The sequence below is a fragment of the Thiomonas delicata genome (assembly GCF_900088825.1).
In the GTDB taxonomy this organism is placed as follows: Bacteria; Pseudomonadota; Gammaproteobacteria; order Burkholderiales; family Burkholderiaceae_C; genus Thiomonas_A; species Thiomonas_A delicata.
In genome coordinates this window covers 574,108-595,729 of record NZ_LT592170.1, presented here as the reverse complement: position 1 = coordinate 595,729, position 21,622 = coordinate 574,108, and the positions used below count along the sequence as shown (strand labels likewise).

Below are 21,622 nucleotides of genomic sequence, written 5' to 3'. Positions count from 1 at the left end.
TCATGATTGCATCCAATCTGCTTGACGTGCACGACCTGAATCTTGCCTTCGGCGGGCTGCGAGCGACCGTCGACGTTTCGTTCGGAGTACGTCGTGGGGAGATTACTGCCTTGATCGGTCCGAACGGAGCTGGCAAGACGACCCTGTTCAATCTGATCACGAGTTTGATCCGACCGGACAGCGGACGGGTCATCTATGACGGCCAGCGCATCGACGGGCTGGCACCCGTGCGTATCGCGCAGATGGGCTTGATTCGGACCTTTCAGACCGCACGAGTCTTTCCGGGAATGACCGTGCTGGACAACCTCATGGTGGGTCGGCACCGCCGGCTTCAACAGGGCTTGCTTGCGCAGTTGGCTTGGTCGCCTGCGGTGAGGGCTGAAGAGCGCGAGCTTCGCAAGTGTGCAACGGAGCTTCTCGATCTCGTCGGCCTGGGGCATCTGCGAAATCAAGAGGCGCAGGATCTTCCGATGGGAGCCCAGAAGCTGCTCGATGTCTTGCGCGCATTGATGGCGAAGCCACGCTTACTGCTTCTGGACGAACCGGCGGCTGGGTTGAACGACAGCGAGACGACGGAACTGGCTGAACTGCTGCTTGCAATCCGAGATACTGGCGTCACGGTACTCATCGTGGAGCACAACATGCCCCTGGTGATGGGAATTGCCGATGCCGTCGTGGCGCTGGAGGCAGGCGCCGTTGTGGCCTGTGGCACTGCCCAGGAAATTCAAACGCATCCTCAGGTCCTGCGAGCGTACCTGGGTGAGGAAGTGCCCGCATGATGCTGCAATGCCGTGTGGTAAGCGCCGGATACGCGTCGTCGTCTCCGGTACTGAGCGAAGTCTCGCTGGAAGTCCGGCAAGGCGAGATCGTCACGCTCGTCGGGGCGAACGGCGCGGGCAAATCCACGTTGTTGAAGGTCATCTCGGGGCTGCTTCGTCCAACCCATGGGGAGATCTTTTTCATGGACCGGCGCATCGATGCATGCACGCCGCTGCAACGTCTTCGCCTGGGATTGGCACATGTCCCGGAAGGACGCCAGGTCTTCGCAGGGATGACGGTCGCTGAGAACTTGATGCTCGGGGCTTACGCGGTGCAGAAAGCGGATCGTGGAACCATTCGAAAGCGCATGCACGATCTATGCGAGCAGTACTCGGTTCTGCGCGAACGCATGGGCGACATGGTGGGCAATTTCTCCGGGGGGCAGCAGCAAATTCTCGCCATAGCTCGGGGCCTGATGTCGAACCCTAGATTCTTGCTTCTGGATGAGCCGTCGCTCGGTCTGTCGCCGAAGCTGGTCGGCGAATTGTTCCAGTTGATCAGGCAACTTCGAGGCGCAGGTGTGTCGGTGCTGCTGGCGGAACAAAATGCCCGCGCAGCCTTGAGCGTCGCCGACCGGGGCTACGTCATAGAAAACGGGCGCGTGGCAATGTCTGGTCGGGGGGCCGACCTTCTCGCATCAAGCGAGGTCGCGGAGCGATATCTGGGCGTGGGTGCTGATGCGCGCTTTTCTCGCGAGCGCGCGAGGAGGTTGGCGAAGGACATGGCCATGTGCATCGGCGCTGACGCCGAGACGTAGCGCGTGTGCATTGGTACGCGTTTTATCCGGCCCCGCACGGGGCATTGAATCCACTGAAGGAGACACTTGAAATGAAACGACATTTGCTCGCCATCGCCGTAGGCGCGGCGTTCGCCGCAACTGCGCATGCGCAAGGAGCGAGCGTGCAGCTCTACGGCATCATTGATCTGGGCGTGGCCCATTTCACCGGCGTCAACAATGGCGCCGGGGGCACGACGTCGTCGACGGGGTTGAGCTCGGGCGTGCAATCCGGCTCTCGCATCGGGTTGAAGGGACGGGAGAATCTGGGCGGAGGCTTGTCGACGCTGTTTGATGTCGAGACAGGGTTTTGCGCCGCGGGCACGAATCAGGACCAGGCGACGACGTACAGCGGAGTCGGTCCGTCCAATGGTTTCTGCACGGGGGGCGGCTTCATGCAGCGTCAGGCGTGGGTCGGGCTGAGCGGGGACTTCGGTACCCTGCAAGCCGGCCGCATGTACACCCTGATCGCCGATGCCGAGGGGGCCACGGATCCCTTTTCGTACGGTACCACGGGCGCGATGACCAACCTGTCGTTGGCGGGTATCCAGAGCGGCTTCGCGTTCCTGCGCGCGTCCCAGCAGGTGCAGTACACGACTCCGCATCTCGGCGGTTTCACCGGCGCCGTGGCGTACTCGTTCGCGCCGTTGACAGGTACTGTTCCGACAAGCACGGCCAGCGGATCCCAGGTGCCGCGGGCCTGGTCGCTGCAGGGCAAATATGCGGCCGGACCTCTGACCGCTGGTTTGACCTACCTGCAGATGACCAATTCGACGTGGACCACCAATGCTGGGGGGACCAATGACGGCAAGGTCCAGGTTGCCCAGGTCTTCGGGAGCTATAACTTCGGGGTCGCCGCGCTTCATGCGTTGTATGAGCGATCCAGTGGCGACTATGCATACGGAACGACGAACGGAACGAGTGCGAGCAACAACATCTACTGGATGCTGGGAGCGACCGTGCCCGTGGGGCGGGGGGAAGTCATGGTCTCGTATGCGGATACCAGGGCCGACCAGAATTCGGTGTTGCAGCCGAGCACGGTCTATGGGTCTTCGCATCAGATGGCGCTCGGATACTCCTACAGCCTTTCGAAAGCCACGGATCTCTACGCTTCGTATTCCCGCATGACCAACGATGCGCACATGGCGTTGGCCATCGGATCCGCCACAGACGTGTTCAGAGGGGTGCCGGGGCAGAGTTCCACGGGGATTGCGGTCGGGCTTCGCCACCTGTTCTGAGGTTCACGGCGACTCGATGCCGGCCGTGCTTCGCGTAGGGTCCCGTTGCTTGCGGTTGTACCAGCAGGCGCCGGGAGTGGGCTCCGGGCGGTCGCCGTCGTCGGACGTGGCTATTGAGCGTCGCCGCGTAGATTGCGCTTGGATTCTGCAACGAGCCCGAGAATCGTCGTTCCGTAGGCTAGCAAGCGCTCCCCCTTCGGCGGTGAGATGCGTTCCACGCAGCGAGCGCTTGAGCAGTGTCGTGGACAGGCTCTCCTCGAGCAAGCGGACTTGGCGGCTCAGCGCGGATTGCGAAGCGGCGAGTTCGCCGGCGGCCTTGTTGATGCTGCCGGCCTTGACGACCTGGACGAAGTATTCGAGTTGGCGCAGGTTCATGCTGGATCGGTAGCGCTGTGCCAGTCGCCGCGGTTTGTGAGTCCGCTCCCCGGATGAGGCGAGAACACCTGGGGCGACCCGGGGTCTTCTGGTGCGTTGCTCTGGGGTGCGACGAATACGCTGCACGCCACGCTGTGGCGGAGCACGAGAGGCACGGCGTCGTGCTGGCGTTTGCAAAGTCACTGGGCCAGAGCCGAATCTAGCTGGTCAACGTGGGCGAGGAACCAGTGGATCAATTCCGATACGACACGTCGGCAAAGGGTCGCATTGCCTTCAGCAAGCTTGCGCCTAGCGGTGCGTACCGTGGCAAGCACGGCAGCATGCTCGTCGCGATGACAGTCCGCGGCCGGGAAGGCACTCTGAAGCATCCAGCGTTATTCGGCGGAAAAGTGTTCCTCCGTGTGCGCGATGAACGCGCCCAGCAGGCCGGGCAGTCTTCGATCCTCGGCGCGACTCAAGGCTGCCACAAGGTCCACGAACTCGCTGTGCGTGGCACCCATGGTGCCGTGTCCCAGCAGCAGCGCATCGCTCCAGCGGAAAGGCGGGACATCAGGGTTTGTACTAGACGTGTTGCGCATCGGGCCATTCGCGCATTATGATACTTAGATGCCTAATCAAATAGGCGTGACCGGATTCAACCACGAAATGCGCAAGGAGGCAACCTATGTTGACCCGCGAACAAAATGAAATGCTCTGCCGCGTCGAGGGTGATGTGCCCATGGGGCGGCTGATGCGCAAGCACTGGACGCCCGTTTGTCTGACCGAGGAAGTGGCCGAGCCCGATGGTGATCCGGTGAAGGCGCGTGTGTTGGGTGAGGATGTCGTGGTGTTTCGCGATAGCGAGGGGCGCGTCGGCGTCCTGGAGGAAAGCTGTCCGCATCGCCGCGTGTCGCTCGTCTATGGGCGCAACGAGGAAGGTGGCTTGCGGTGCCTGTATCACGGCTGGAAGATGGACGTTGACGGCAACGTCATGGAAATGCCATCCGAGCCTCCTGAAAGCGGCCTGTGCGAGAAGGTTAAGCACAAGGCCTATCCCGTCAAGGAGTGGGGCGGAATGGTCTGGGCCTATTTCGGCGCAGCCGACCAGGTCCCCGAGTTCCGACCGCCGCTGTGGGCTCCGACGGCCGATACTCGAGTTTCCATTGTCAAGGCCATTCTGCCCTGCAATTGGGCGCAAGTGCTGGAGGGAGCCATCGACAGCGCGCACAGCTCGAGCCTGCATAGCTCGGACATGGTGCCGGCTCGAGTAGGCGGCGCAGAAGCCACGTCGAATCTCTGGCTGCGCCCATCGACGGACAAGGCCCCTCGCATGCAGGTCGAGCGCACGCCGTACGGGTTTCGCTACGCTGCGCTGCGCCGGCCGATCAAGGATGCGGCCACGCATGTCTACGCGCGTTGTACCGTGTTCGTCGCGCCCTACACGGTCCTGATTCCGCCGAACAACTTGTACAACGTGGCCAACGTGAACATCCCGATGGACGACACGAACACGTCCTTCTATTTCATTGCATGGGGCCATCCAAGCACGACACCGGAGACCCAGACGTGGCGCAAATTCCTCGGCAACACCGTTGGCATCGACCTGGATGAGCGCTATCGGCCCTACCGCAACCATGAGAACCGGTTCTGGCAGGATCGTCAGGCGATGCGTGCCGGGAACTTCACGGGCATCAAGGGCTTTCCCAACCAAGATATCGCGATGTGGGTGACCATGGGCAGCATCGCCGATCGAAGCCGCGATCGACTCGGCGCAAGTGACATGGCGGTCGTCGCCTTCCGGCAACGCATGCTCGACGCGCTTGCTGAATTCGACAGCGGAAGTACGCCCATCGGCGCGGGCGAATCTGCGCCGCCGGCCGGCGTCTGTTCCTTCCAGTGTGTTATTCCAAAAGAGCAGGATTGGCGCGCCTTTGCTGCGCGCTACGTCTGGGACGTAGACCAATCCAAGCCCCGCCTCGCAGAGGCGGAGGGGGCCTATCAAGTGAATTCCCGTTGATCCAAAGCTGAAGGTGATCAAGCACATGGCAAAGCTGCAGCTCTCTGTCGCAATGGGTGACTACGACCGGACGCGGGCCTTGTACGATGGCCGGGTTCTCATCGACGGCGTCGACCCGGTCTATATGTTTCTCAACCCCGAGGAGATGTTCTTTCGGGCCATGCGCTCGCAGGATTTCGATGTCTGCGAACTTTCCTTTTCGAGTTACCTCGTCAAGCACTCGCGTGCCGAGAGCCCCTACATCGCGCTGCCGGTCTTTCTCTCCAGGGCCTTTCGACATACCTCGATCTACGTGCGGAAGGACCGGGTTGCCCGGCCCCAGGACCTCAAGGGACGACGAATTGGTGTGCCCGAGTATCAGCTCACGGCCATCGTCTGGGCGCGTGCACTGCTGCAGAGCGAATTCGGAATTCGCGCCGAGGACGTGGTCTGGGTGCGCGGCGGTATTGAGACCCCGGGGCGCCCCGAGAAGATCAAGCTGCAGCTCCCGGCCGACATCCGGATCGAACAGGCGCCAGCTGGGGAGACGATCTCTGCGATGCTCGACCGAGGCGACATCGACGGATTCATCGCGCCACGCACCCCGGCCCTAGCCGCGATGGCCAATCCGAATGTCGGCTGGCTATTCGATGACCCGACGGCCGAGGCCAAGGCCTATTACCAGCGCACGAAGGTTTTCCCGATCATGCATGTGCTGGGCTTGCGCCAGGAACTCGCGCGAGCCCATCCCTGGCTGCCGGCCACGCTGGTGAAGGCCTTCACACAGTCGAAGTCCGTGGCACTACAGATGCTGTCGGACACTTCGGCGACCAAGGTCACACTGCCATTCGTGGAGGAGCAGCTGAAGTCCGCCAGGGAACTCATGGGGCAGGACTTCTGGTCCTACGGCGTCGATTCGAACAGGGAGACCCTGGAGACCTTCCTGGATGCGCACTACGCGCAGGGGCTTTCGGCATCGCGCATGCGGATCGACCAGCTGTTCCACCCGGCGACCTATGAGTCCTACAGCATTTGAGAGGCCGCAAGGCCCTTACGTGTCCTGCCGTCGATCCAGCGCAAGCCTATGCATGAATCTCACGAAACGCTTGAACAGGCGCGAGCACGCAATGTGCGCGACGCCCTGATCGAGGACTTGGGGCCGGTGGATTGGACGGCGCGCCTGGTGCCGCAAGCCCGTCGCGTGACAGGCACGGTCATCGCCAAGGAATCCGCCGTTCTGGCGGGTCGCTCTTGGTTTGACGATTGCCTGCGCTACTGCGATCCAGAAGTGGAGATCGAGTGGTTGACCGCCGAGGGCGATCGGACGGTAGCCGGGGCGGAAATCTGTCGCTTTCGTGGCAATGCCCGCGCACTCCTGTCTGCGGAGCGTTCGGCCTTGAACTTTCTCCAGATGCTTTCGTCGGTTGCGACGACGACCAAGCGCTACGTCGATGAGATCCAAGGAGTCTCGCCGAATCCGCGGGGTTGCCGGATCCTGGATACGCGCAAGACCCTGCCGGGATTGCGCCATGCGCAAAAGTACGCCGTGAGGGTTGGGGGCGGCATGAACCATCGCATGGGCCTGTGGGACGCCATGCTGATCAAGGAGAACCACATCGCCGCCGCCGGAGGCGTCGGCAAGGCCTTGGAGGCGGCGCGAAGCCTCTCGGCGAACGTGCCTTTGCAGATCGAAGTGGAAGATTTGAACGAATTGCGCGAGGCCCTGGATGCAGGCGCCGAGCACATCCTGCTCGACGACTTTACGCTGGATGCGATGACGCTGGCCTGCGAAATCAACGCTAACCACGCCGAGTTGGAAGTCTCGGGTGGCGTGAACCTGGCCACGATTCGCACGATCGCAGCGACCGGAGTCGACCGGATTTCGATTGGCAGACTCACCAAGGATGTGCAGGCTGTGGACCTGTCGATTCGCTTGCATGTCGAGGACGGAAATGATGGACGCTGAGCAGGTGGAACTTCCTCTGCGGCTTCGGGTCGCGTCAGCTCGTGACCTTGCTCGCGGAATCAAGGGCTTCGAACTGGTGCCGATGGACGCTGCTGCGAAGCTGCCTGCGTTCACCGCGGGATCGCATATCCGTGTGCGTGCGCCGAATGGCATGTTGCGCAAGTATTCGATTTGCAGCGATCCTGCTGACCAGACGCGGTACTGCATCGCGGTCAAGCGCGAAGAAAGCGGCCGAGGAGGGTCTCGTAGTCTTTGCGATGAGCTCGGGGAGGGTGATCCAATCGACGTCTCGCTGCCGGACAATGCGTTCGCACTGGATCCGGCCGCCAAGAGCTACGCGTTCATCGCCGGCGGTATCGGGATCACTCCCATCCTGTCGATGATCCGAAGCTTCGGGGACATGCCGCTCGCAGCGTGGAAGCTCGTCTATCTTTCGCGCCATCGTGAGGCAACGGCCTTTCTCGATGAGCTGCAGGCGAGGGAATTGCGCAGCCGCGTGACCATTCACCATAGCGAGGGGGATCCGCGCCGAAGCTTCGATCTTTGGCCGCTGCTGGAGCAGCCCAAGCCGGGACAGCACATCTATTGCTGCGGATCGCAGCGGCTCATGTCCGCGGTCAAGGACATGGCGGGGCACTGGTCGAGCCGACAGATGCATTTCGAGAGCTTCGTCGAGGGCGGGCAGGCACGTCCCGACGATCGGCCCTTCCGGGTGCGGCTGGCCTCGACGGGACAGGAGTTCGAGGTGCCGGTGGGAGACACGATCCTGCAGGTATTGCATCGAAATGGCATCAAGGCCGCGTCGTCGTGCGAGAGCGGGACTTGCGGAACTTGTCGCACGCGTCTGGTGGAAGGGGTTGCCGACCATCGAGACATGGTTCTGCTTCCTGAGGAGACCGACACGCAAATCATGACCTGCGTGTCGCGCGCTCGCAGTGAACTGCTGGTGATCGATCTATGAGGCCATCCGCGCTGCGTCTTGGGGTGATCGGGCTGGGGCGGGCGTTTACATTGATGCTGCCCACTTTCCTCGCGGAGCAACGAGTGCGCCTGGTGGCGGCATGCGACCCCCGCGAGGCGGCTCGCGAACGATTCACTGCGGATTTTGGCGCCCCTGCCTACGCCGAGGTCGCCGACATGGTGCGTGACCCAGAGGTGGAGGTGGTGTACGTAGCCAGTCCACACCAGTTTCACGCGGAGCATGTCGAGCTGGCGGCCGCGGCAGGCAAGCACGTGTTGGTCGAGAAGCCGATGGCACTATCGCGCGAGGAATGCGACAGCATGCTTCGAGCGTGCCACGCTGCCGGCGTCGTGCTCGTGGTCGGTCATTGCCACAGTTTCGATACCCCCTACCTGCAAACGCGCAAGCTGATCGAGTCGGGGCGCTTCGGCGATGTGCGCATGATCCAGGCCTTGAATTACACCGACTTCCTGTACAGGCCACGTCGACCGGAGGAGCTCCGCACGGAGGACGGGGGCGGCGTGGTGTTCAGCCAGGCGACTCATCAGGTCGACGTGGTCCGGCTGCTGGCTGGATCGAGCGTGATCCGGGTGAGTTCCGTGCTGGGTCGCTGGGACCCGGAACGCCCGACCGAGGGGGCCTACAGCGCCTTGCTCTGGTTCCAGTCCGGTGCCTTCGCCAACCTCTCCTACAGTGGCTACGGCCATTTCGACAGTGACGAATGGTGCGGGGGAATCGGCGAGATGGGACAGGCCAAGGTGCCGGATTCGTACGGCAGCGCGAGGCGGCGCTTGCAGCAAATCGGTTCGATGAAGGCCGAAGCGAGCCTGAAGGCCAACGGCACGTACGGAGGTTCGCATTACCAGGCGGCCTCGCAGGTTCCGGCGCATGCCCATCAGCACTTCGGCCCGGTCATCGTCTGCTGCGAGCACGCCGACCTGCGGCCGTTGCCCGACAAAGTCATTGTCTACGGCGATGCCAAGATGTCGAGCATCGACCTGCCACTGGGGCCATCCCCTCGATTCGAAGTCATCGACGAACTCGAGGCCGCGGTGCGCGGGGAGCGTGCGCCGATCCACGATGGGAAATGGGCGCGCGATACCTTGACCGTGTGCCTTGCTATGCTGCAATCGGCCGGCAGCATGGAAGAGATTTCTCTGAGCTAAGGAAGGTCTGCACAACCCACGCTGACGCGGGAGTTGACGCGTTTGATATCAAATCGTGGCGTTTTCTGGCTCGCGAGGTTCGTTTTGCGGCCGATTTCGCCCGGCTTGATGGCCCTTTGCCCGTTTGCAGGCGCACTCATGCCCGCCTCTCCTGCAGCAACGTGCGTCGCACCATCCAGAGGTTGGACAGCGCAAACAGCGTGTACAACTGCGCCGTGTTCTTGGCCAGTCCCCGGTAGCGCACCTTCACGTGCCCGAACTGGCGCTTGATCACCCGGAGCGGGTGTTCAACCTTGACCCGGATGCGCGCCTTGACCTGCTCCAACTGGCCCATGATTGCGCCGATCGGCGTGTCCTTCTCCAGCGCCTTGCGCTTGCCCGGTCGCATGGCCACGTGCCAGTTCACTGCGATGTCTTGCGTTTCATCCCGCTTGCCCACGCCCTGGTAACCCGTGTCGGCAAAGACGTCTGTTTCCTCTCCGTGCACCAGCGCGTGCGCTTGCGTCAGGTCGTTAACGTTGGCCGCTGTGCCCACCACCGTGTGCACCAAGCCCGAGTCCGCATCGACCCCGATGTGTGCCTTCATGCCGAAGTGCCACTGGTTGCCCTTCTTGGTCTGATGCATCTCGGGATCGCGCTGGCCGCTGCTGTTCTTGGTCGAACTCGGTGCTGCAATCAGCGTGGCATCGACCACCGTGCCGCTCTTGAGCAACAGGCCCTTGGCCGCCAGTGTGGCGTTGACGGTGCCCAGGATCTGAAGACTGAGGTTGTGGGCTTCGAGCAGGTGACGAAACCGCAGGATGGTGCTCTCGTCGGGCAGGTTGTCCTCACCGGCATCCAGTCCCGCGAACTCGCGAAACATCGGCGTGTCGTACAGCGCCTCTTCCATGGTCGGGTCCGACAGGTTGAACCACTGCTGCAGAAAGTGAATGCGCAGCAGGGTCTCGACGGCAAACGGCGGGCGTCCCCCCTTGGCGCCCGGTGTCGGCGCGTGCGGGGCGATCAACGAAACCAGCTCGGACCAAGACACCACCCGGTTCATTTCATCGAGAAACTCGCGCTTGCGCGTCCGCTTGGTCTTGCGCTCGAATCCGCTCTCGCTNCTTGAGCGACAGCATCGACGCGCTGCAGCGCCAACTGGCCGACATCGACGCCTACCTGATGCGCGCCATGCAGCCCTACGCCTGGGCTCACAGCCTGCTGCAGACCATCCCCGGCATTGACGAGACCGCCGCCGCGCTGATCCTCATCGAGATCGACGACGACATGGCCCGCTTCGGCGCGCCTGAGCGCCTGGCCTGCTGGGCCGCGCTGAGCCCCGGCAACCACGAGAGCGCAGGCAAGCGCAAGTCCGGCCGCACCCGGCACGGCAACAACGCCATTCGCTACATCCTGTGCGAGTGCGCCAACGCTGCGCGCATGACCAAGAGCACCCTGCCCTGGCGGTGCCCGGTGCTATTCCAGTGCTACCGGCCATCATCGTGACGCAAACGATGGTCGAGCTATTGACCCGGCATTGAAGCATTGAACTCAAGCCGCATACCGAACCGGAGCATGCTGGAAGTAGCTCTTGATCCGCTCGGGCTGCCGCTGGACGCTGCTGAGGTGTCTGGCGGTGGCCTTGACGAGTTGCAGCTTGGTCCGCGCCGGAGCCAGTTTCGTGACCGCCTGCTTGAGGTCGGCGTTGGCCATCTCGTTGGGGTTGAGCTCGGGGCTGTAACTGGGCAGGTAGAAGACCTCGATCTGGTGCTTGTGCTCGACCAGCCAGTCCTTCACGGGCTTGCTGTGATGCACTCGCAGGTTGTCCAGGATCAGGTAGATCTTGCGGCCCGCGTCCTTGACGAGCCGGCGCAGGAAGTCGATCAGAATGTCCGAGTTCAGAGCCCCGTCGAAGGCCTTCCACCGCATCTGGCCCTTGTTGGTGACGGTGGAGATGACCGACAGGCCGTGGCGCTTGTTGTTCACCCGGATCACCGGCGTCTGGCCTTGGGGTGCGTAGCTGCGGCCGCGCACGTCGTCGCTGCGCAGGCCGGTCTCGTCGCCCCAGTGGATCTCGGCGCCCTCGACCTTGGCGCACGCGGCGATGACCGGGTATTCCTCGTCGAGCCACTTCTTGACCGCCGCCGGCGACTGCTCGTAGGCCTTCTTCATGGGCTTCTGCGGCGTGAAGCCCCAGCGCTCGAGATACAGACCCATCGTGCGCACGGCCAGCTTGATGCCGTAGCGGTCCCGGATGAGCTCGGCGACGGCCTGGCGCGTCCACAGCGCGTAGACCATCTTCAACTGGTCGGGCGTGCGGTCGCGGATCAGTCGCTGAACCTCGCGCTCCTGCTCGGCGTTGAGGGTGCGGCCGCTGCCCACCGGTCTGCCGCCGCGGTCGACGTCGACCGCCTTCCAACCGCCGGCCTCAAAGGCCTTCACCGCCGCGATCACCGTCGTGCGCGACATCTCGCATTGCGCCGCCGTGTCCTTCAGACTCGCGCCGTCCAGCCGCATCTTCACCGCACGTCGGCGGCGCTCGTTGAGCGCATCCACCGGCAGCGTTCGGGAGTCGATCTTTTCCATGCTCGATCTGACTCTACGACTTGCAATAAGTTCAAATGTTTAGTGCCGGATCAATAGGCTCATTTGTTCCATGCCGATACTGTCTCACATCAGGCGCCGGGTGCCAAGGTTTTGCAGACCATCCCTAAGGCCGCGCGCGCAGCGCCGGTTCCGGTGCCGATGCTCAGACCAAGCGCCTCGACGCGCTTGCTGTCGACCTGCGACAATCCCAGTTGACGTTACGCAAGCAAGAAAGTGAGGGGACATTGGCGAAGACCGAACCCAAACGGGGTCAGGAAATCTCCGACCGCGTGTTGCGCCATTGGATGGAGGCGGTCCCCGAGGACCGCATGGCGCACTTGGTGAAGGATGCTACGCGTGGCTTCTTGCGCTCGCTGCAATGGCGCCTGGCGAAGCACGACGTACAACTGGGTCATTGGACTTTCCTGCGCATTCTCTGGCAGCAGGAAGGGCTGACCAAGCGTGAGTTGAGCATGGAAGCCGGCGTGATGGAGCCGACGACGGTCGTGGCGCTGCGTGCCATGGAGGGCCTCGGCTACGTGCGTCTGGAGCACAGGCCCGACAACCGCAAGAACATCTATGTGTATCTAACCCCGCTCGGACGCAGGCTCGAACGGCGTCTCGTGCCGTTGGCCGAGGAAGTCAATGCGATCGCATTGCACGGCCTGTCGAACACTGAAGTCGATGTCACACGACGTGCCGTGCTGAGCATGATCCGCAATCTGGCAAAGGACGAGGAGCAGCGCCTCGCAGGGTGAGCCGAGGCCAGGAGTGCGGGATCCACGAAGTTCGCCGGATGAGCGGGGGTATTGCTCAAGGAAGTGAACCGCCTACATTGTCCGCCCAAGGAGAGCAAGTTTTAGCGTAGTGAGAGTTTGAAAGGTTTGCTGCCTTACATCCGGGCTGTTTGTGCAGTTATTGATCCGGCACGATGAAGTCATCATGCCGCGTACTTGACGAGCGGGTCCTGGAAGTAGGACAGGACGCGTTCTGGATAAGCCTCGATGAAAGTCATGTGTTCGCTCGCGGCCGCGTGCAGCTTTGCCTTGGTTCGCACCGGGACCTTCGTGCCGATCGCGTGCTTGAGGTCGGCGTTCAGGCGCTCGTCGGGGTTCAACTCGGGGCTATAACTTGGCAGGAAGAAGACCTCGATGTCAGCCTTGTGCTCGGCGATCCAGGCCTTCACCGGCTTGCAGTGGTGCACGCCCAGGTTGTCGAGGATCAGGAAGACCTTTCGCCCCGCACGCTTGCCGTCTTCCACGAGAGCGCGCAGAAACTCGATGAGTCGTTCATGATTGAACGAACCCTCGATGATCATCCAGTTGGCCCTGCCTCGATTGGTGACGGTCGAGATCATCGAGAGCTTCTGGCGGGTGCCGCCCACGGCCATCGTCACCGGTGTGTGACCACGCGGCGAGTCGCTGCGTCCGCGCACGTCGGTATTGACCAGCGCCGTCTCGTCACCCCAATGGATCTCGCCACCCTCGGCTTGGGCGCGCTTTTCGATCGCGGGGCACTCCTGCTCAAGCCACTGTTGCACCGCCTCGGGGCGCTGTTCGTAGGCGCGCTTGATCGGCTTTTGCGGCGTGAAGCCCCAGCGCGCCAGGTAGTTCCCCACCGCCCGCACCGACAGCTTGATGCCGCACTGCTGTTCGATCAATTGCATGACCGCTGCGCGCGTCCAAAGCGCGAACTCCATCTTCAACTGCTCAGGTCGCTTCTCGCAGATCGTGCGCCTGATCGCCTGCTCCTGCTCGGGGCGCAGGCTGCGCCCCTGGCCCGCGCTGCGGCCTCGTCGGGTCGGTTTCAGCGCCGCAACTCCGCCACTCTCGTACAGGTCGATCGCGCGCCTGACCGCCGGATAGCTCAGACCCGTCAGCGCAATGATGGCCATCACCCCGTGGCCTGCTCGATGCAGCCGCACAACCTGCTTGCGCCTCTCGTGCAGTTGTTCGAGTTTCTGAAATCGGGCGTCTTCCTTGTCCATGAATCTTCAACGCACGACAACCGAAAAAGTTTACTCATCAACGTGCCGAATCAATAACAGACGTTTACTGATCCCAAGAGCGCGAACGATGTCGGCTAGTTCCAGGCCCTCTGCTTTGGAGATCAGAAGGACCAGATAGGCGTTGGGAAACGCACCTGCCATGATCGCTGAGTGAAGGTCTGCTTTACTGTGGACAGTTTGCTTGAAAAGCTTACCGCAACCAAGCAGCGCGCCGGCACGCCGCAGCCGGCGTTCCTCGCCGCCCATAGGCTCATCACCGAGTGGCATCGAAGCAACGTCTGGATGCACGGGGCTTTTCATTGCGGCCGAAGCTCACTTGCAGGTTCGAGGGCCCCGCCATCGAAAGCGGCAACCGGATTGAAGCTACTTGCCGTGCTTCCGGAGCCTGCGGTTGAATGCCCGAACAACAGCGGCTTGCAGCACACCGACGGTTGCAAGCAAGACGTAGTAGCTCGGGGACGCATGCCGCGCCACACCCGCGACAACCAGCGCGAACATGGCAAGCACGCCCATCGAGGCGTGACGTCGAGCATAGCTTGTCATTTTCTGAATCTCCTTCTAACGAAAAAGGCCGGGAGTGCCTAGCGGAGAAGGTCCAGCTGCCGGGGCCGGCGCTCGGGAATCGTTGCCAGCAGGCGCGCAAGATCATCCTTCGAGTTCCGGCTCAGCCAAGCGACAGCCGTCTTGCAATCGTGGTGCACCGCTGTTCTCGAGCATCCAGGATGTTGGGCGACGTACTGGCGGATGACCTCGAGAGCATCATGTCGTCGCTGCGATGCGCGCGCTTCTGCGAAGAACTCACCGCCATGACACCCTTCGAGTTCCAGATGCCTTCGCAACGTGACAATCGAGATCCCGAGCACCCGGGCTGCGCTCTTGAGCGAATCGTGCCTGAGGATCAGATCCATGACGTTGGGCGGAAGCGCGAAGCGTGGGGTCGACCAGAGGCACCCTTGCCCGCGCTCATCCCAGATAACCGGGCACGCGGCAGGCGCGAGGAAGCCGCTCGTCAGGGCATCCAGCGAATACTCGGGGTGGATGGCGCACCACAACATGAGCCATAGCACGGGGTGTTCCTCCCGGCGCCGTCGCAATAGCGCGTGCACCCAAAGCCCATCCGCGAGCCGCGCTGGCGACGAGTGCGCTTCGCGAATGGCGCTCGCGAGATCGGTACCTCTGAACCAGCGGGCCAGCCGGACCCCGTCAACCGGAAACTGCCAGCTGGCGATACCGTCCTCGCGCAAGCGATGCAGGACTGCAGCACGGACAAGATCCAGTTCGATGGCCTCAACGCCAATGCACTTCCAGGCAAGATGTGCAAGACGCTGAAGGATTCGACCCGCGGCAGGTGACCAAGTGGCCTCCTCGGTTCGGCCGATGGCCGCCTTGGCCTCTGGGGGCAGAAGCCAGGTCGAGGCCCTGAGCTTCAACGTCCTCAGCGGATTTTCGTGGTCGAGGCATACGTGGGCGCAGCTGATCTGGTGGGCCAAGCGCCACCGGGGAATTCCGATCCTCGAGACGTCCTCGACCACACATTCGTTGCAGTAGCGCAGCTCCCGCACGGCAAGCGCGCTGGCCGGCATGCCGATCCGGGTCACCCATCCACTGCCAGCGGTGCTATCGAAATACCTCCTGATCTGTTCGCGCCGACGAGGATGCAGGAAGGGCCAATACAGGCCGGTTGCCGTGCGGGTACGGAGTATCGACTCGACCGAGCCAAGGGCACCATGGGTAGCGTCGACAAAATGCCGAAGTTGCATCGGAGCGTCTCGCTCCCGCACGGCATGCTCGCCTCCGAACAGAACGGACGATGTCCTGCGCGCCGAGCCGTTGCCGCAAACCTGGTGAAAGCGCGCGCACCACGAGTACAGGCTCTCATCTCCCTGCCAGCCGGGCAAGAATGCGATGGGCGACACGGCTCGGAATCTCGCGCTACTGGGAATCTGCGCCGCTCGCGGTGCGCATGCTTGCAAGGAGATTGCCTCTCCACTCCTGCGATCGATTGTCGGACGGGTTCATTTCACCGGTGGGTTGAGCCTTTCCTTTCGAAGATGGCCGCCTGGCCTTGGCTTTCGCGGAAGCCCCTTGCCGCTGGCCCTGTTCATCACCCCCTCCGACTGGGCTGCTCCGCGGCGAAGCGGCTGCCGCGCTTGCCGCCGAAGGATTCGCGTCAGCGGCCCATAGCGTCCTGTAGACGGCTGTGGGAATGTCCACGTAGGCCGCCAGGGCCGTGGCGTCGCGACGAACAAACGCCTCGATCCGCGGGCGAATGGGCGTCAGCATCTCGCTGCTCCGGTATACGGTATCTACGAGTTCCGCCGTGACGCGTCGGTGGCCACACCGGAGCGCATGCATCTGCACGGCGCGGCGAAGTCGGGAGACGTACCGAGGGAATCCTGCCGTGCGCCGCCAGATGAAGCCCTCCAGGGTCTGGTCCAACGGGTGATCGGAAAACGGCCGATAGGGTTCGTCCGGCTCGTTCAGGAGCGTCGGCAACCACAAGAAAGGGATCCACTGATTCTTCCAGGTCTCGTTGTCGTGGCTGGGGATCGGATGCGTCTCGAACCAGCCACTCTCGGAGAATCGGTCGACATCCTGGCTGAACGTACGAAGCACCTTGAAGGCAAGGGGATTTCCGATGAGCAGGGTCGGCACCCCCCAGTTCAGCAGGCGAAGGAAGAAGGTCAGGAAGTCAGGCCCATATTCGTTGACGGCGAGGTTGCGCTCCTGCGCTTCTTCGATCACGAGAAGGCCGCAGCGATGGACAGCAAGCAGGTGCAGGAACACCACCAGGCGCTTCTCCACAGTCCAGTTCGATCCCTTGTACTGTTCGGAATAGTTCTCGCCGAGAGCCTTGTCGAGCTCGAGGAAGGCACCCTGCAGAAACCCACCGCGGGTGCCGTCGGACGGCATGTGGACCTTGAGCCAGACCAGCTGCTTGAGCGATCTCCAGCCGGCATCCTCGTTCGGCCCATGCTCGATGACCTGGTGGTGCAGGCGCAAGAACGCGTCAATGGCATGCGACTTGCCGGTTCCGGTGATGCCCTGGATCACGGCGCCGTTGGCATAGGACGCCCACCAGCGAGCTTCCTGGATCGCCTGTCCCTTCTGGCTTCCCGACTCGAAGATGAACCGGCGGTTCCTTTCTTCGCGAGGGTCGCGGTGGTGCAATCCCGTGTAGAGCATGTCCTGGATATGCGACGCGATCTTCAGGGCCTGGGGGGTGGGTACCAGGATCTGCTTGTAGACGTGAACCAGATCCTGGCGCAATCCGATCGGAATCTCTGCAACGTCCTCCGGAGTGATCGGGCTCACGCGTAGCTTTTCGTAGAGCTGCGCATCGCTCATGCGCGGGGGCAATCCCGCGACGAGAGGGTTGGATTGCATGGATTGCAGCATCTGTTGGAGAATACTCATCGGGACTACTCCTGGGAAACGGTGGGTTCAGATCCCTGCCGCAGGGACTGGTTGACCAGAGCCTCGAAGGGATCAAGCAGAGCATGCTCGGACGGTGGCCGGACGACCATGCGGGAGGCCTCCTGCGTGGCTCCGCGCGCGGAAGCCTCGCCCTGGAGGGATTCGGTGAGTTTCGGTATGCCGGTCATGGCGGCAAGCTCCTCGGCCTTGTTCTTGCTGATGCCCTTTCGCAGGGCCGTCTTGCTGGGAACCTTCCCGTCCTCGGCCAGTGCGTGCATTTCGGCCTTGCGTTCCTTGTCGGCGCGGGCCGTTGCACGTCGCACTTCCTCGATGCGATTCACCGCGGCTTGCGTGCGCGCTACGCGGCCGAGATAGCCATTCAGGCGGTCGTCGTGCATCAGCGTGAGCCAGTCGAGCAGCGTCAGCTCACGCATTTCTGGATCGTGGGTGATGAGCTCGATCTTGTGGAGCCCCTCGAGGTGGATCCACGACTCGCTGGGGTTTGAGGGGTCCAGATGCAGCGTGACGTTCTTGGCCGCCTTGTGGGTTGACAGGACATGCCTGTTCAGCCATTCGCTGCGGTAGACGAGGTTGGGAATGAGGCGCCTCGTTTTCGTCGTGGGATCGAGCAGATGCACGCCATCCTGGTGAATCACGCCTTTCAGGGCGGGCAGGCAGCGCACACGCAGGTTGTCGAGAGTGCGCGGGGCCGAGGCGACGTAGCCGTTTTGCTTCATCCAGAGGATGACGCCCCGCCGGGTCGGCTCGACGCCGGCTCGGCGCATCTCGAGCGTCGGGAGCTCGATGATTTCCTCGTTGTTGTGGTAGAGGATGTCCTTGATGAGGAGGGCCATGTACTCGGGGAAGTTCAGTCGGGCCAGTTCCGCCCGCGAGGGCTCGCCGCGCTTGCTGACTCGCCCCATCGTCGAACCCGGTGTGCGATGATCCACCCGGCGGTGTTTCTTTTGGTGGTCCGATTCCAGCGGTGACTTGTTCAGCGCGATGTACGCGGGCCCGAAGGATGCTCCCGCTTCCATCTCCTGCAGGGCCTCCATGGCATCGTTTCCCTTGGGTTCGCCGTTGTCGCCCGGATGTCGGTGGAAGGTCGTGGCCAACCAGTCGTCGGGTTCGATGTGGATGCCGTAACGAGCACAGAAGTCCACCTTGTCCTCGGCCGCGTGGAGAATGGCCAGAAGGGTCGTCATGCTGGCGACGTTTTCGAACCCGACGTGCACGCCGAAGATGTAGTTCACGGCGCCGCCCATGACCACGGTGCGCCAGGGAGATCCGAGGATCTTGAGGCGTGAGGCGCAGGACACCAGCGTCTGATCCGTGCTGGTGCTGTCGACGAAAGCCTCGTCGTTGTAGGCGGGAAACCGGCCCTTCATGCTGCCCATGCGCGCAGCGCGCCGGATCGCATCGGGCGAAAGGACCAGCGGCGTTCCCTTGGTTTCGAGAACCTCATCAGCGCGCTCACCCCAGTACTGGAACTGCTCGACGGTGTAATCCTTCGCTTCCTTCTTCAGCTCGACGGTGGCAGTGACGCCGTCGTATGAGACGCTGTCCACGAAATAGCGATGCTTCGTTTCATGGAACGCCTCTGTGATGGACACACCGGCCTTGCGAAATTTCTTCCAGCCCAGTGCAAAGAGCTTGCGCACCTCCTCGTCGCAGTTTCGACCGACCGCTTCTGACGCTGGCCTCAACGATGGGTCACGCGGCTTGCCTGTCTTTCGCCTGGACAGCTTGCGTCGTCCGGGAGCCCCGGAAAACGCATAGCCCGGCAGGAGCGCTCCCGGCATTTCCCCCATGCCCAGGATGTAGGCGTTGAGAGTGCGGGCGATCTTCGGGGCGCATTTGCGCTCGAGTTCCTCGGCCCTCCGCTTCGGCCACCCGCGGCGTTTCGGGTCGAACGCGATCTCCTCGATCGTTCTCCCCTCCACGAAAGGCCGTATCAGCTCGTAGAGTTCCATCGCCCTTGCATACCAGCTCCGAAGCGTGCGACGTGTTCGGCGATTCAGGTCGGGAGCCTGATCCTCTTTTTTGTCTCTGACGAGCTGCTCGGGGCGAAGCAACTGGTGGGAGGGCGCCTCGTAGCGCGCCACGACCAACTCCTTCTTGGCGATGTCCGCGCGAAGCGCCTCCAGGCTGACTCGCGCCGGCGACTTGATGTAGTGCACCCGCCTGCCCACCTTGGGTTTTTCGCGCAGTGGCACGACGACCGCCTCGCCCATGCGCGCATCGCAGGCGACCACGCGCGCGACGGGTACGACCTTCTCGTTCTTGTCGTACTGGATGAGCATGCATCCGGAATAGATTTCAGACATGGGCTTCTCCCAGATAGCGTCGGCGCAATGGCGCCAGGACGTTTTCCGCACCCCTGTGCATGGGCTGCGTCATCCGGATGGTCTGGCTCAGATCGATGTCGACCAGGTGCGTCCAGATGCCCAGACGCAGGAACAGGAAGACGTCTTCACGCTCGTTCAGTCCACACCTGGCACCGGCCGCAAGCGCAGCATCGAGCAGCGGCATGGCATCCGCGCACTCGTCGAAGTACCCGGAGAACTCCAGCAACTGGGTGGTACTGCGGTACTCACGGATCTCACTGGTGAGGGGGCAGAGCCACCGCAGGTTCTTCAGCACCACCGGATGGAGACCGCGCCCATCCTCGACGACATGTCGGGCTCCGATGGCCAGGCAGTAACGTTCATCGAGCTTCAACCGCTCTTGGGCGCGCTCGCTTCGATCGATGATGTCGCGGGGCTTGCAGCTGATGCCGACGTACTGCAGTCCGCTGCGCGAGGACAGCTTGTGCATCAGGTCGATGGTTCCGACGTACGGAATCTTGGTGCCGATGAACGTGCCATGCTCGATGCCGGCCTCAGCTGCGATGTCCAAAAGCCCGGGTACGTACTCTGGCGCCAGGCGCTGCGGCGCACCGTCGTCGGAGTTCGGGTGCGGATGCTCGTACGGCCACATCGGCAGGCACTCCCGCAGTTCCTCCGAGCCCAGGTAAGCGGTGACCAGCGCGGTGTGGAACTCGAGCAGGCTGAGGAAGTGATGATTGCGCCGATTGAACCGCCCCGGGTTTTGAGGAGGCTCCAACCTTTGAGAAGATGGAGCCATGAACAAGACGAACAAGTTTTCCCCCGAAGTGCGCGAGCGCGCGGTACGCATGGTGCAGGAGCACCGAGGCGAGTACCCCTCGCTGTGGGCCGCAGTCGAATCCATGGCCCCCAAGATTGGCTGCGTGCCACAGACGCTGCTGGAGTGGGTCAAGCGCGAGGAAGTCGATACAGGCCAGCGCGACGGCCTGACGAGCAGCGAGCGTGAACGCCTCAAACAACTCGAGCGCGAGAACAAGGAATTGCGCCGGGCCAATGACATCCTCAAAGCGGCGAGTGCTTTTTTCGCCCAGGCGGAGCTCGACCGCCGTTTGAAGAGTTGAAGCGATTCATCGACCAGCACCGCCCCATGCACGGGGTCGAGCCCATCTGCAAAGTGCTGCAGATGGCCCCGTCGTGTTACTGGCGCCATGCCGCGCGTCATCGCAACCCCGAGTTGCGCAGCGCCCGTGCTCAGCGCGACGATGCGCTGGCTGCCGACATCCAGCGTGTGTGGCACGCCAACTGGCAGGTGTATGGAGCTGACAAGGTTTGGTTGCAGATGAACCGCGAGGGCAACCGGGTGGCGCGCTGCACGGTCGAGCGGCTGATGAAACGCCTGGGGCTGCAGGGTGCGCGGCGGAGCAAGAAGGTGCGAACCACGGTCCCCGACACTTGCACGCCGTGTCCGCAGGACCACGTCAACCGGGTGTTCAAAGCCGAGCGACCCAACCAGCTCTGGGTGTCGGACTTCACCTATGTGAGCACCTGGCAGGGCTGGCTGTACGTGGCGTTCGTCATCGACGTGTTTGCCCGACGCATCGTGGGCTGGCGCGTGAGCACATCCATGCAGACCGATTTCGTGATGGACGCGCTGGAGCAGGCTTTGTACGCGCGTCGGCCCGCTGCCCATGCCTTGGTCCACCATTCGGACAGAGGCGTGCAATACGTCAGCGTCAAGTACACCGAACGCTTGGCGCAGGCAGGCATCCAGCCCTCCGTGGGCAGCAAAGGAGACTCCTATGACAACGCCCTGGCCGAGACCATCAACGGGCTGTATAAGGCCGAATTGATTCACCGCCGCGGACCCTGGAAAACCAGGGAAGCCGTCGAACTGGCCACCCTGCAATGGGTGCACTGGTTCAACCACACCCGACTGCTCAAACCGATTGGGGGTATCCCTCCGGCAGAAGCTGAGGCAAACTACTGGCGCCAACAAGCCAGTCAACACGCCATTCCGGCATGACTTAAAC

20 protein-coding genes, 1 pseudogene and 1 other annotated feature are annotated in these 21,622 nt (G+C 62.6%); of the genes and pseudogenes, 11 read left to right on the top strand and 10 right to left on the bottom strand.

The window, feature by feature from the left end; genetic code table 11:
• Positions 1–2 precede the first annotated feature (2 nt).
• From THIARS_RS02860 to THIARS_RS02850, 3 genes are all read left to right on the top strand, one after another.
• Complete coding sequence (locus tag THIARS_RS02860) at positions 3–779, top strand: ABC transporter ATP-binding protein (protein ID WP_094159382.1); 777 nt, start codon at positions 3–5, stop codon at positions 777–779.
• A complete protein-coding gene (locus tag THIARS_RS02855) occupies positions 776–1,576 on the top strand; it encodes an ABC transporter ATP-binding protein (RefSeq protein WP_245845465.1) in 801 nt (266 codons plus the stop codon). The genes THIARS_RS02860 and THIARS_RS02855 overlap by 4 nt, the downstream gene beginning before the upstream one ends.
• A 71-nt stretch (positions 1,577–1,647) precedes the next feature.
• Positions 1,648–2,832, top strand: a complete 1,185-nt coding sequence (locus THIARS_RS02850) for a porin (protein WP_094159380.1) — start codon at positions 1,648–1,650, stop codon at positions 2,830–2,832.
• A gap of 3 nt (positions 2,833–2,835) precedes the next feature.
• Here the strand turns inward: THIARS_RS02850 and THIARS_RS02845 are convergent, their stop codons facing one another.
• Together THIARS_RS02845 and THIARS_RS18760 are read right to left on the bottom strand one after the other, a co-directional pair.
• Positions 2,836–3,207: a LysR family transcriptional regulator gene (locus tag THIARS_RS02845; protein ID WP_094159379.1), complete on the bottom strand. Its 372-nt coding sequence runs from the start codon at positions 3,205–3,207 to the stop codon at positions 2,836–2,838.
• Between the two features lie 374 nt (positions 3,208–3,581).
• Entirely contained in the window at positions 3,582–3,785 is a 204-nt protein-coding gene (locus THIARS_RS18760) for a hemerythrin domain-containing protein (RefSeq protein WP_141202324.1), read from the bottom strand.
• Positions 3,786–3,871: 86 nt separating this feature from the next.
• Between THIARS_RS18760 and THIARS_RS02840 the strand changes: the two genes are divergently transcribed.
• From THIARS_RS02840 to THIARS_RS02820, 5 genes are read left to right on the top strand one after another with little or no spacing between them, the layout of a single operon-like run.
• Positions 3,872–5,203, top strand: coding sequence for a Rieske 2Fe-2S domain-containing protein (locus THIARS_RS02840; RefSeq protein WP_094159378.1), 1,332 nt, complete (start codon positions 3,872–3,874; stop codon positions 5,201–5,203).
• 25 nt (positions 5,204–5,228) lie between these two features.
• Positions 5,229–6,218 carry a substrate-binding domain-containing protein gene (locus tag THIARS_RS02835; protein WP_094160590.1) on the top strand — a complete coding sequence of 330 codons (990 nt, stop codon included), beginning with the start codon at positions 5,229–5,231 and terminating at the stop codon, positions 6,216–6,218.
• 48 nt (positions 6,219–6,266) lie between these two features.
• Positions 6,267–7,148: a carboxylating nicotinate-nucleotide diphosphorylase gene (nadC, locus tag THIARS_RS02830; RefSeq protein WP_094159377.1), complete on the top strand. Its 882-nt coding sequence runs from the start codon at positions 6,267–6,269 to the stop codon at positions 7,146–7,148.
• Positions 7,138–8,109 (top strand): PDR/VanB family oxidoreductase, encoded by a 972-nt coding sequence (locus tag THIARS_RS02825; protein ID WP_425444234.1) that lies wholly within the window; start codon positions 7,138–7,140, stop codon positions 8,107–8,109. Before nadC ends, THIARS_RS02825 begins: the two co-directional genes overlap by 11 nt.
• Complete coding sequence (locus THIARS_RS02820; protein WP_094159375.1) at positions 8,106–9,275, top strand: Gfo/Idh/MocA family protein; 1,170 nt, start codon at positions 8,106–8,108, stop codon at positions 9,273–9,275. Before THIARS_RS02825 ends, THIARS_RS02820 begins: the two co-directional genes overlap by 4 nt.
• A gap of 136 nt (positions 9,276–9,411) precedes the next feature.
• On the opposite strand, the pseudogene THIARS_RS02815 reads toward THIARS_RS02820, so the two are convergent.
• Positions 9,412–10,377: pseudogene (locus THIARS_RS02815) on the bottom strand (IS5 family transposase); the annotation flags it as partial.
• A gap of 2 nt (positions 10,378–10,379) precedes the next feature.
• Between THIARS_RS02815 and THIARS_RS02810 the strand changes: the two are divergent.
• Complete coding sequence (locus tag THIARS_RS02810) at positions 10,380–10,760, top strand: transposase (RefSeq protein ID WP_079668510.1); 381 nt, start codon at positions 10,380–10,382, stop codon at positions 10,758–10,760.
• Between the two features lie 45 nt (positions 10,761–10,805).
• Here the strand turns inward: THIARS_RS02810 and THIARS_RS02805 are convergent, their stop codons facing one another.
• Positions 10,806–11,840: an IS630 family transposase gene (locus tag THIARS_RS02805; RefSeq protein ID WP_094159374.1), complete on the bottom strand. Its 1,035-nt coding sequence runs from the start codon at positions 11,838–11,840 to the stop codon at positions 10,806–10,808.
• 305 nt (positions 11,841–12,145) lie between these two features.
• On the opposite strand from THIARS_RS02805, the gene THIARS_RS02800 reads away from it, so the two are divergent.
• Complete coding sequence (locus THIARS_RS02800; protein ID WP_094159373.1) at positions 12,146–12,598, top strand: MarR family winged helix-turn-helix transcriptional regulator; 453 nt, start codon at positions 12,146–12,148, stop codon at positions 12,596–12,598.
• 182 nt (positions 12,599–12,780) lie between these two features.
• On the opposite strand, the gene THIARS_RS02795 is transcribed toward THIARS_RS02800, so the two are convergent.
• The 6 genes from THIARS_RS02795 to THIARS_RS02770 all read right to left on the bottom strand — a co-directional run bounded on the left by THIARS_RS02795 (position 12,781) and on the right by THIARS_RS02770 (position 20,391).
• On the bottom strand, positions 12,781–13,827 hold the full coding sequence (locus THIARS_RS02795) for an IS630 family transposase (RefSeq protein ID WP_094159372.1): 1,047 nt from the start codon (positions 13,825–13,827) through the stop codon (positions 12,781–12,783).
• Positions 13,828–13,857: 30 nt separating this feature from the next.
• A complete protein-coding gene (locus THIARS_RS02790) occupies positions 13,858–14,136 on the bottom strand; it encodes a hypothetical protein (RefSeq protein ID WP_141202322.1) in 279 nt (92 codons plus the stop codon).
• 293 nt (positions 14,137–14,429) lie between these two features.
• Positions 14,430–15,764 carry a TniQ family protein gene (locus tag THIARS_RS02785; protein WP_186436541.1) on the bottom strand — a complete coding sequence of 445 codons (1,335 nt, stop codon included), beginning with the start codon at positions 15,762–15,764 and terminating at the stop codon, positions 14,430–14,432.
• A gap of 16 nt (positions 15,765–15,780) precedes the next feature.
• Positions 15,781–17,265 (bottom strand): ATP-binding protein, encoded by a 1,485-nt coding sequence (locus THIARS_RS02780; RefSeq protein WP_094159369.1) that lies wholly within the window; start codon positions 17,263–17,265, stop codon positions 15,781–15,783.
• Positions 17,266–17,270: 5 nt separating this feature from the next.
• Complete coding sequence (locus tag THIARS_RS02775) at positions 17,271–19,592, bottom strand: hypothetical protein (RefSeq protein WP_094159368.1); 2,322 nt, start codon at positions 19,590–19,592, stop codon at positions 17,271–17,273.
• Entirely contained in the window at positions 19,585–20,391 is an 807-nt protein-coding gene (locus THIARS_RS02770; RefSeq protein ID WP_141202321.1) for a PDDEXK family nuclease, read from the bottom strand. Before THIARS_RS02770 ends, THIARS_RS02775 begins: the two co-directional genes overlap by 8 nt.
• Here THIARS_RS02770 and THIARS_RS02765 point away from each other — a divergent pair.
• Positions 20,390–21,615, top strand: a protein-coding gene (locus THIARS_RS02765; protein WP_094159366.1) for an IS3 family transposase whose coding sequence is annotated in 2 segments (ribosomal slippage) — positions 20,390–20,669 and positions 20,669–21,615 — 1,227 coding nt in all. Because the reading frame shifts where the segments join, the coding sequence is not laid out codon by codon here. The genes THIARS_RS02770 and THIARS_RS02765 overlap by 2 nt on opposite strands.
• Positions 20,668–20,784, top strand: a sequence feature (AL1L pseudoknot). (Overlaps the previous gene by 117 nt.)
• Positions 21,616–21,622: the final 7 nt, after the last annotated feature.

What these genes read in the sequence shown, in the direction of transcription:
- THIARS_RS02860 (WP_094159382.1), top strand. Translation starts at nt 3, where the DNA reads ATGATTGCATCCAATCTGCTTGACGTGCACGACCTGAATCTTGCCTTC.
- THIARS_RS02855 (WP_245845465.1), top strand. Translation starts at nt 776, where the DNA reads ATGATGCTGCAATGCCGTGTGGTAAGCGCCGGATACGCGTCGTCGTCT.
- THIARS_RS02850 (WP_094159380.1), top strand. Translation starts at nt 1,648, where the DNA reads ATGAAACGACATTTGCTCGCCATCGCCGTAGGCGCGGCGTTCGCCGCA.
- THIARS_RS02845 (WP_094159379.1), bottom strand. Translation starts at nt 3,207, where the DNA reads ATGAACCTGCGCCAACTCGAATACTTCGTCCAGGTCGTCAAGGCCGGC.
- THIARS_RS18760 (WP_141202324.1), bottom strand. Translation starts at nt 3,785, where the DNA reads ATGCGCAACACGTCTAGTACAAACCCTGATGTCCCGCCTTTCCGCTGG.
- THIARS_RS02840 (WP_094159378.1), top strand. Translation starts at nt 3,872, where the DNA reads ATGTTGACCCGCGAACAAAATGAAATGCTCTGCCGCGTCGAGGGTGAT.
- THIARS_RS02835 (WP_094160590.1), top strand. Translation starts at nt 5,229, where the DNA reads ATGGCAAAGCTGCAGCTCTCTGTCGCAATGGGTGACTACGACCGGACG.
- nadC (WP_094159377.1), top strand. Translation starts at nt 6,267, where the DNA reads ATGCATGAATCTCACGAAACGCTTGAACAGGCGCGAGCACGCAATGTG.
- THIARS_RS02825 (WP_425444234.1), top strand. Translation starts at nt 7,138, where the DNA reads ATGGACGCTGAGCAGGTGGAACTTCCTCTGCGGCTTCGGGTCGCGTCA.
- THIARS_RS02820 (WP_094159375.1), top strand. Translation starts at nt 8,106, where the DNA reads ATGAGGCCATCCGCGCTGCGTCTTGGGGTGATCGGGCTGGGGCGGGCG.
- THIARS_RS02805 (WP_094159374.1), bottom strand. Translation starts at nt 11,840, where the DNA reads ATGGAAAAGATCGACTCCCGAACGCTGCCGGTGGATGCGCTCAACGAG.
- THIARS_RS02800 (WP_094159373.1), top strand. Translation starts at nt 12,146, where the DNA reads ATGGAGGCGGTCCCCGAGGACCGCATGGCGCACTTGGTGAAGGATGCT.
- THIARS_RS02795 (WP_094159372.1), bottom strand. Translation starts at nt 13,827, where the DNA reads ATGGACAAGGAAGACGCCCGATTTCAGAAACTCGAACAACTGCACGAG.
- THIARS_RS02780 (WP_094159369.1), bottom strand. Translation starts at nt 17,265, where the DNA reads ATGAGTATTCTCCAACAGATGCTGCAATCCATGCAATCCAACCCTCTC.
- THIARS_RS02775 (WP_094159368.1), bottom strand. Translation starts at nt 19,592, where the DNA reads ATGTCTGAAATCTATTCCGGATGCATGCTCATCCAGTACGACAAGAAC.
- THIARS_RS02770 (WP_141202321.1), bottom strand. Translation starts at nt 20,391, where the DNA reads ATGGCTCCATCTTCTCAAAGGTTGGAGCCTCCTCAAAACCCGGGGCGG.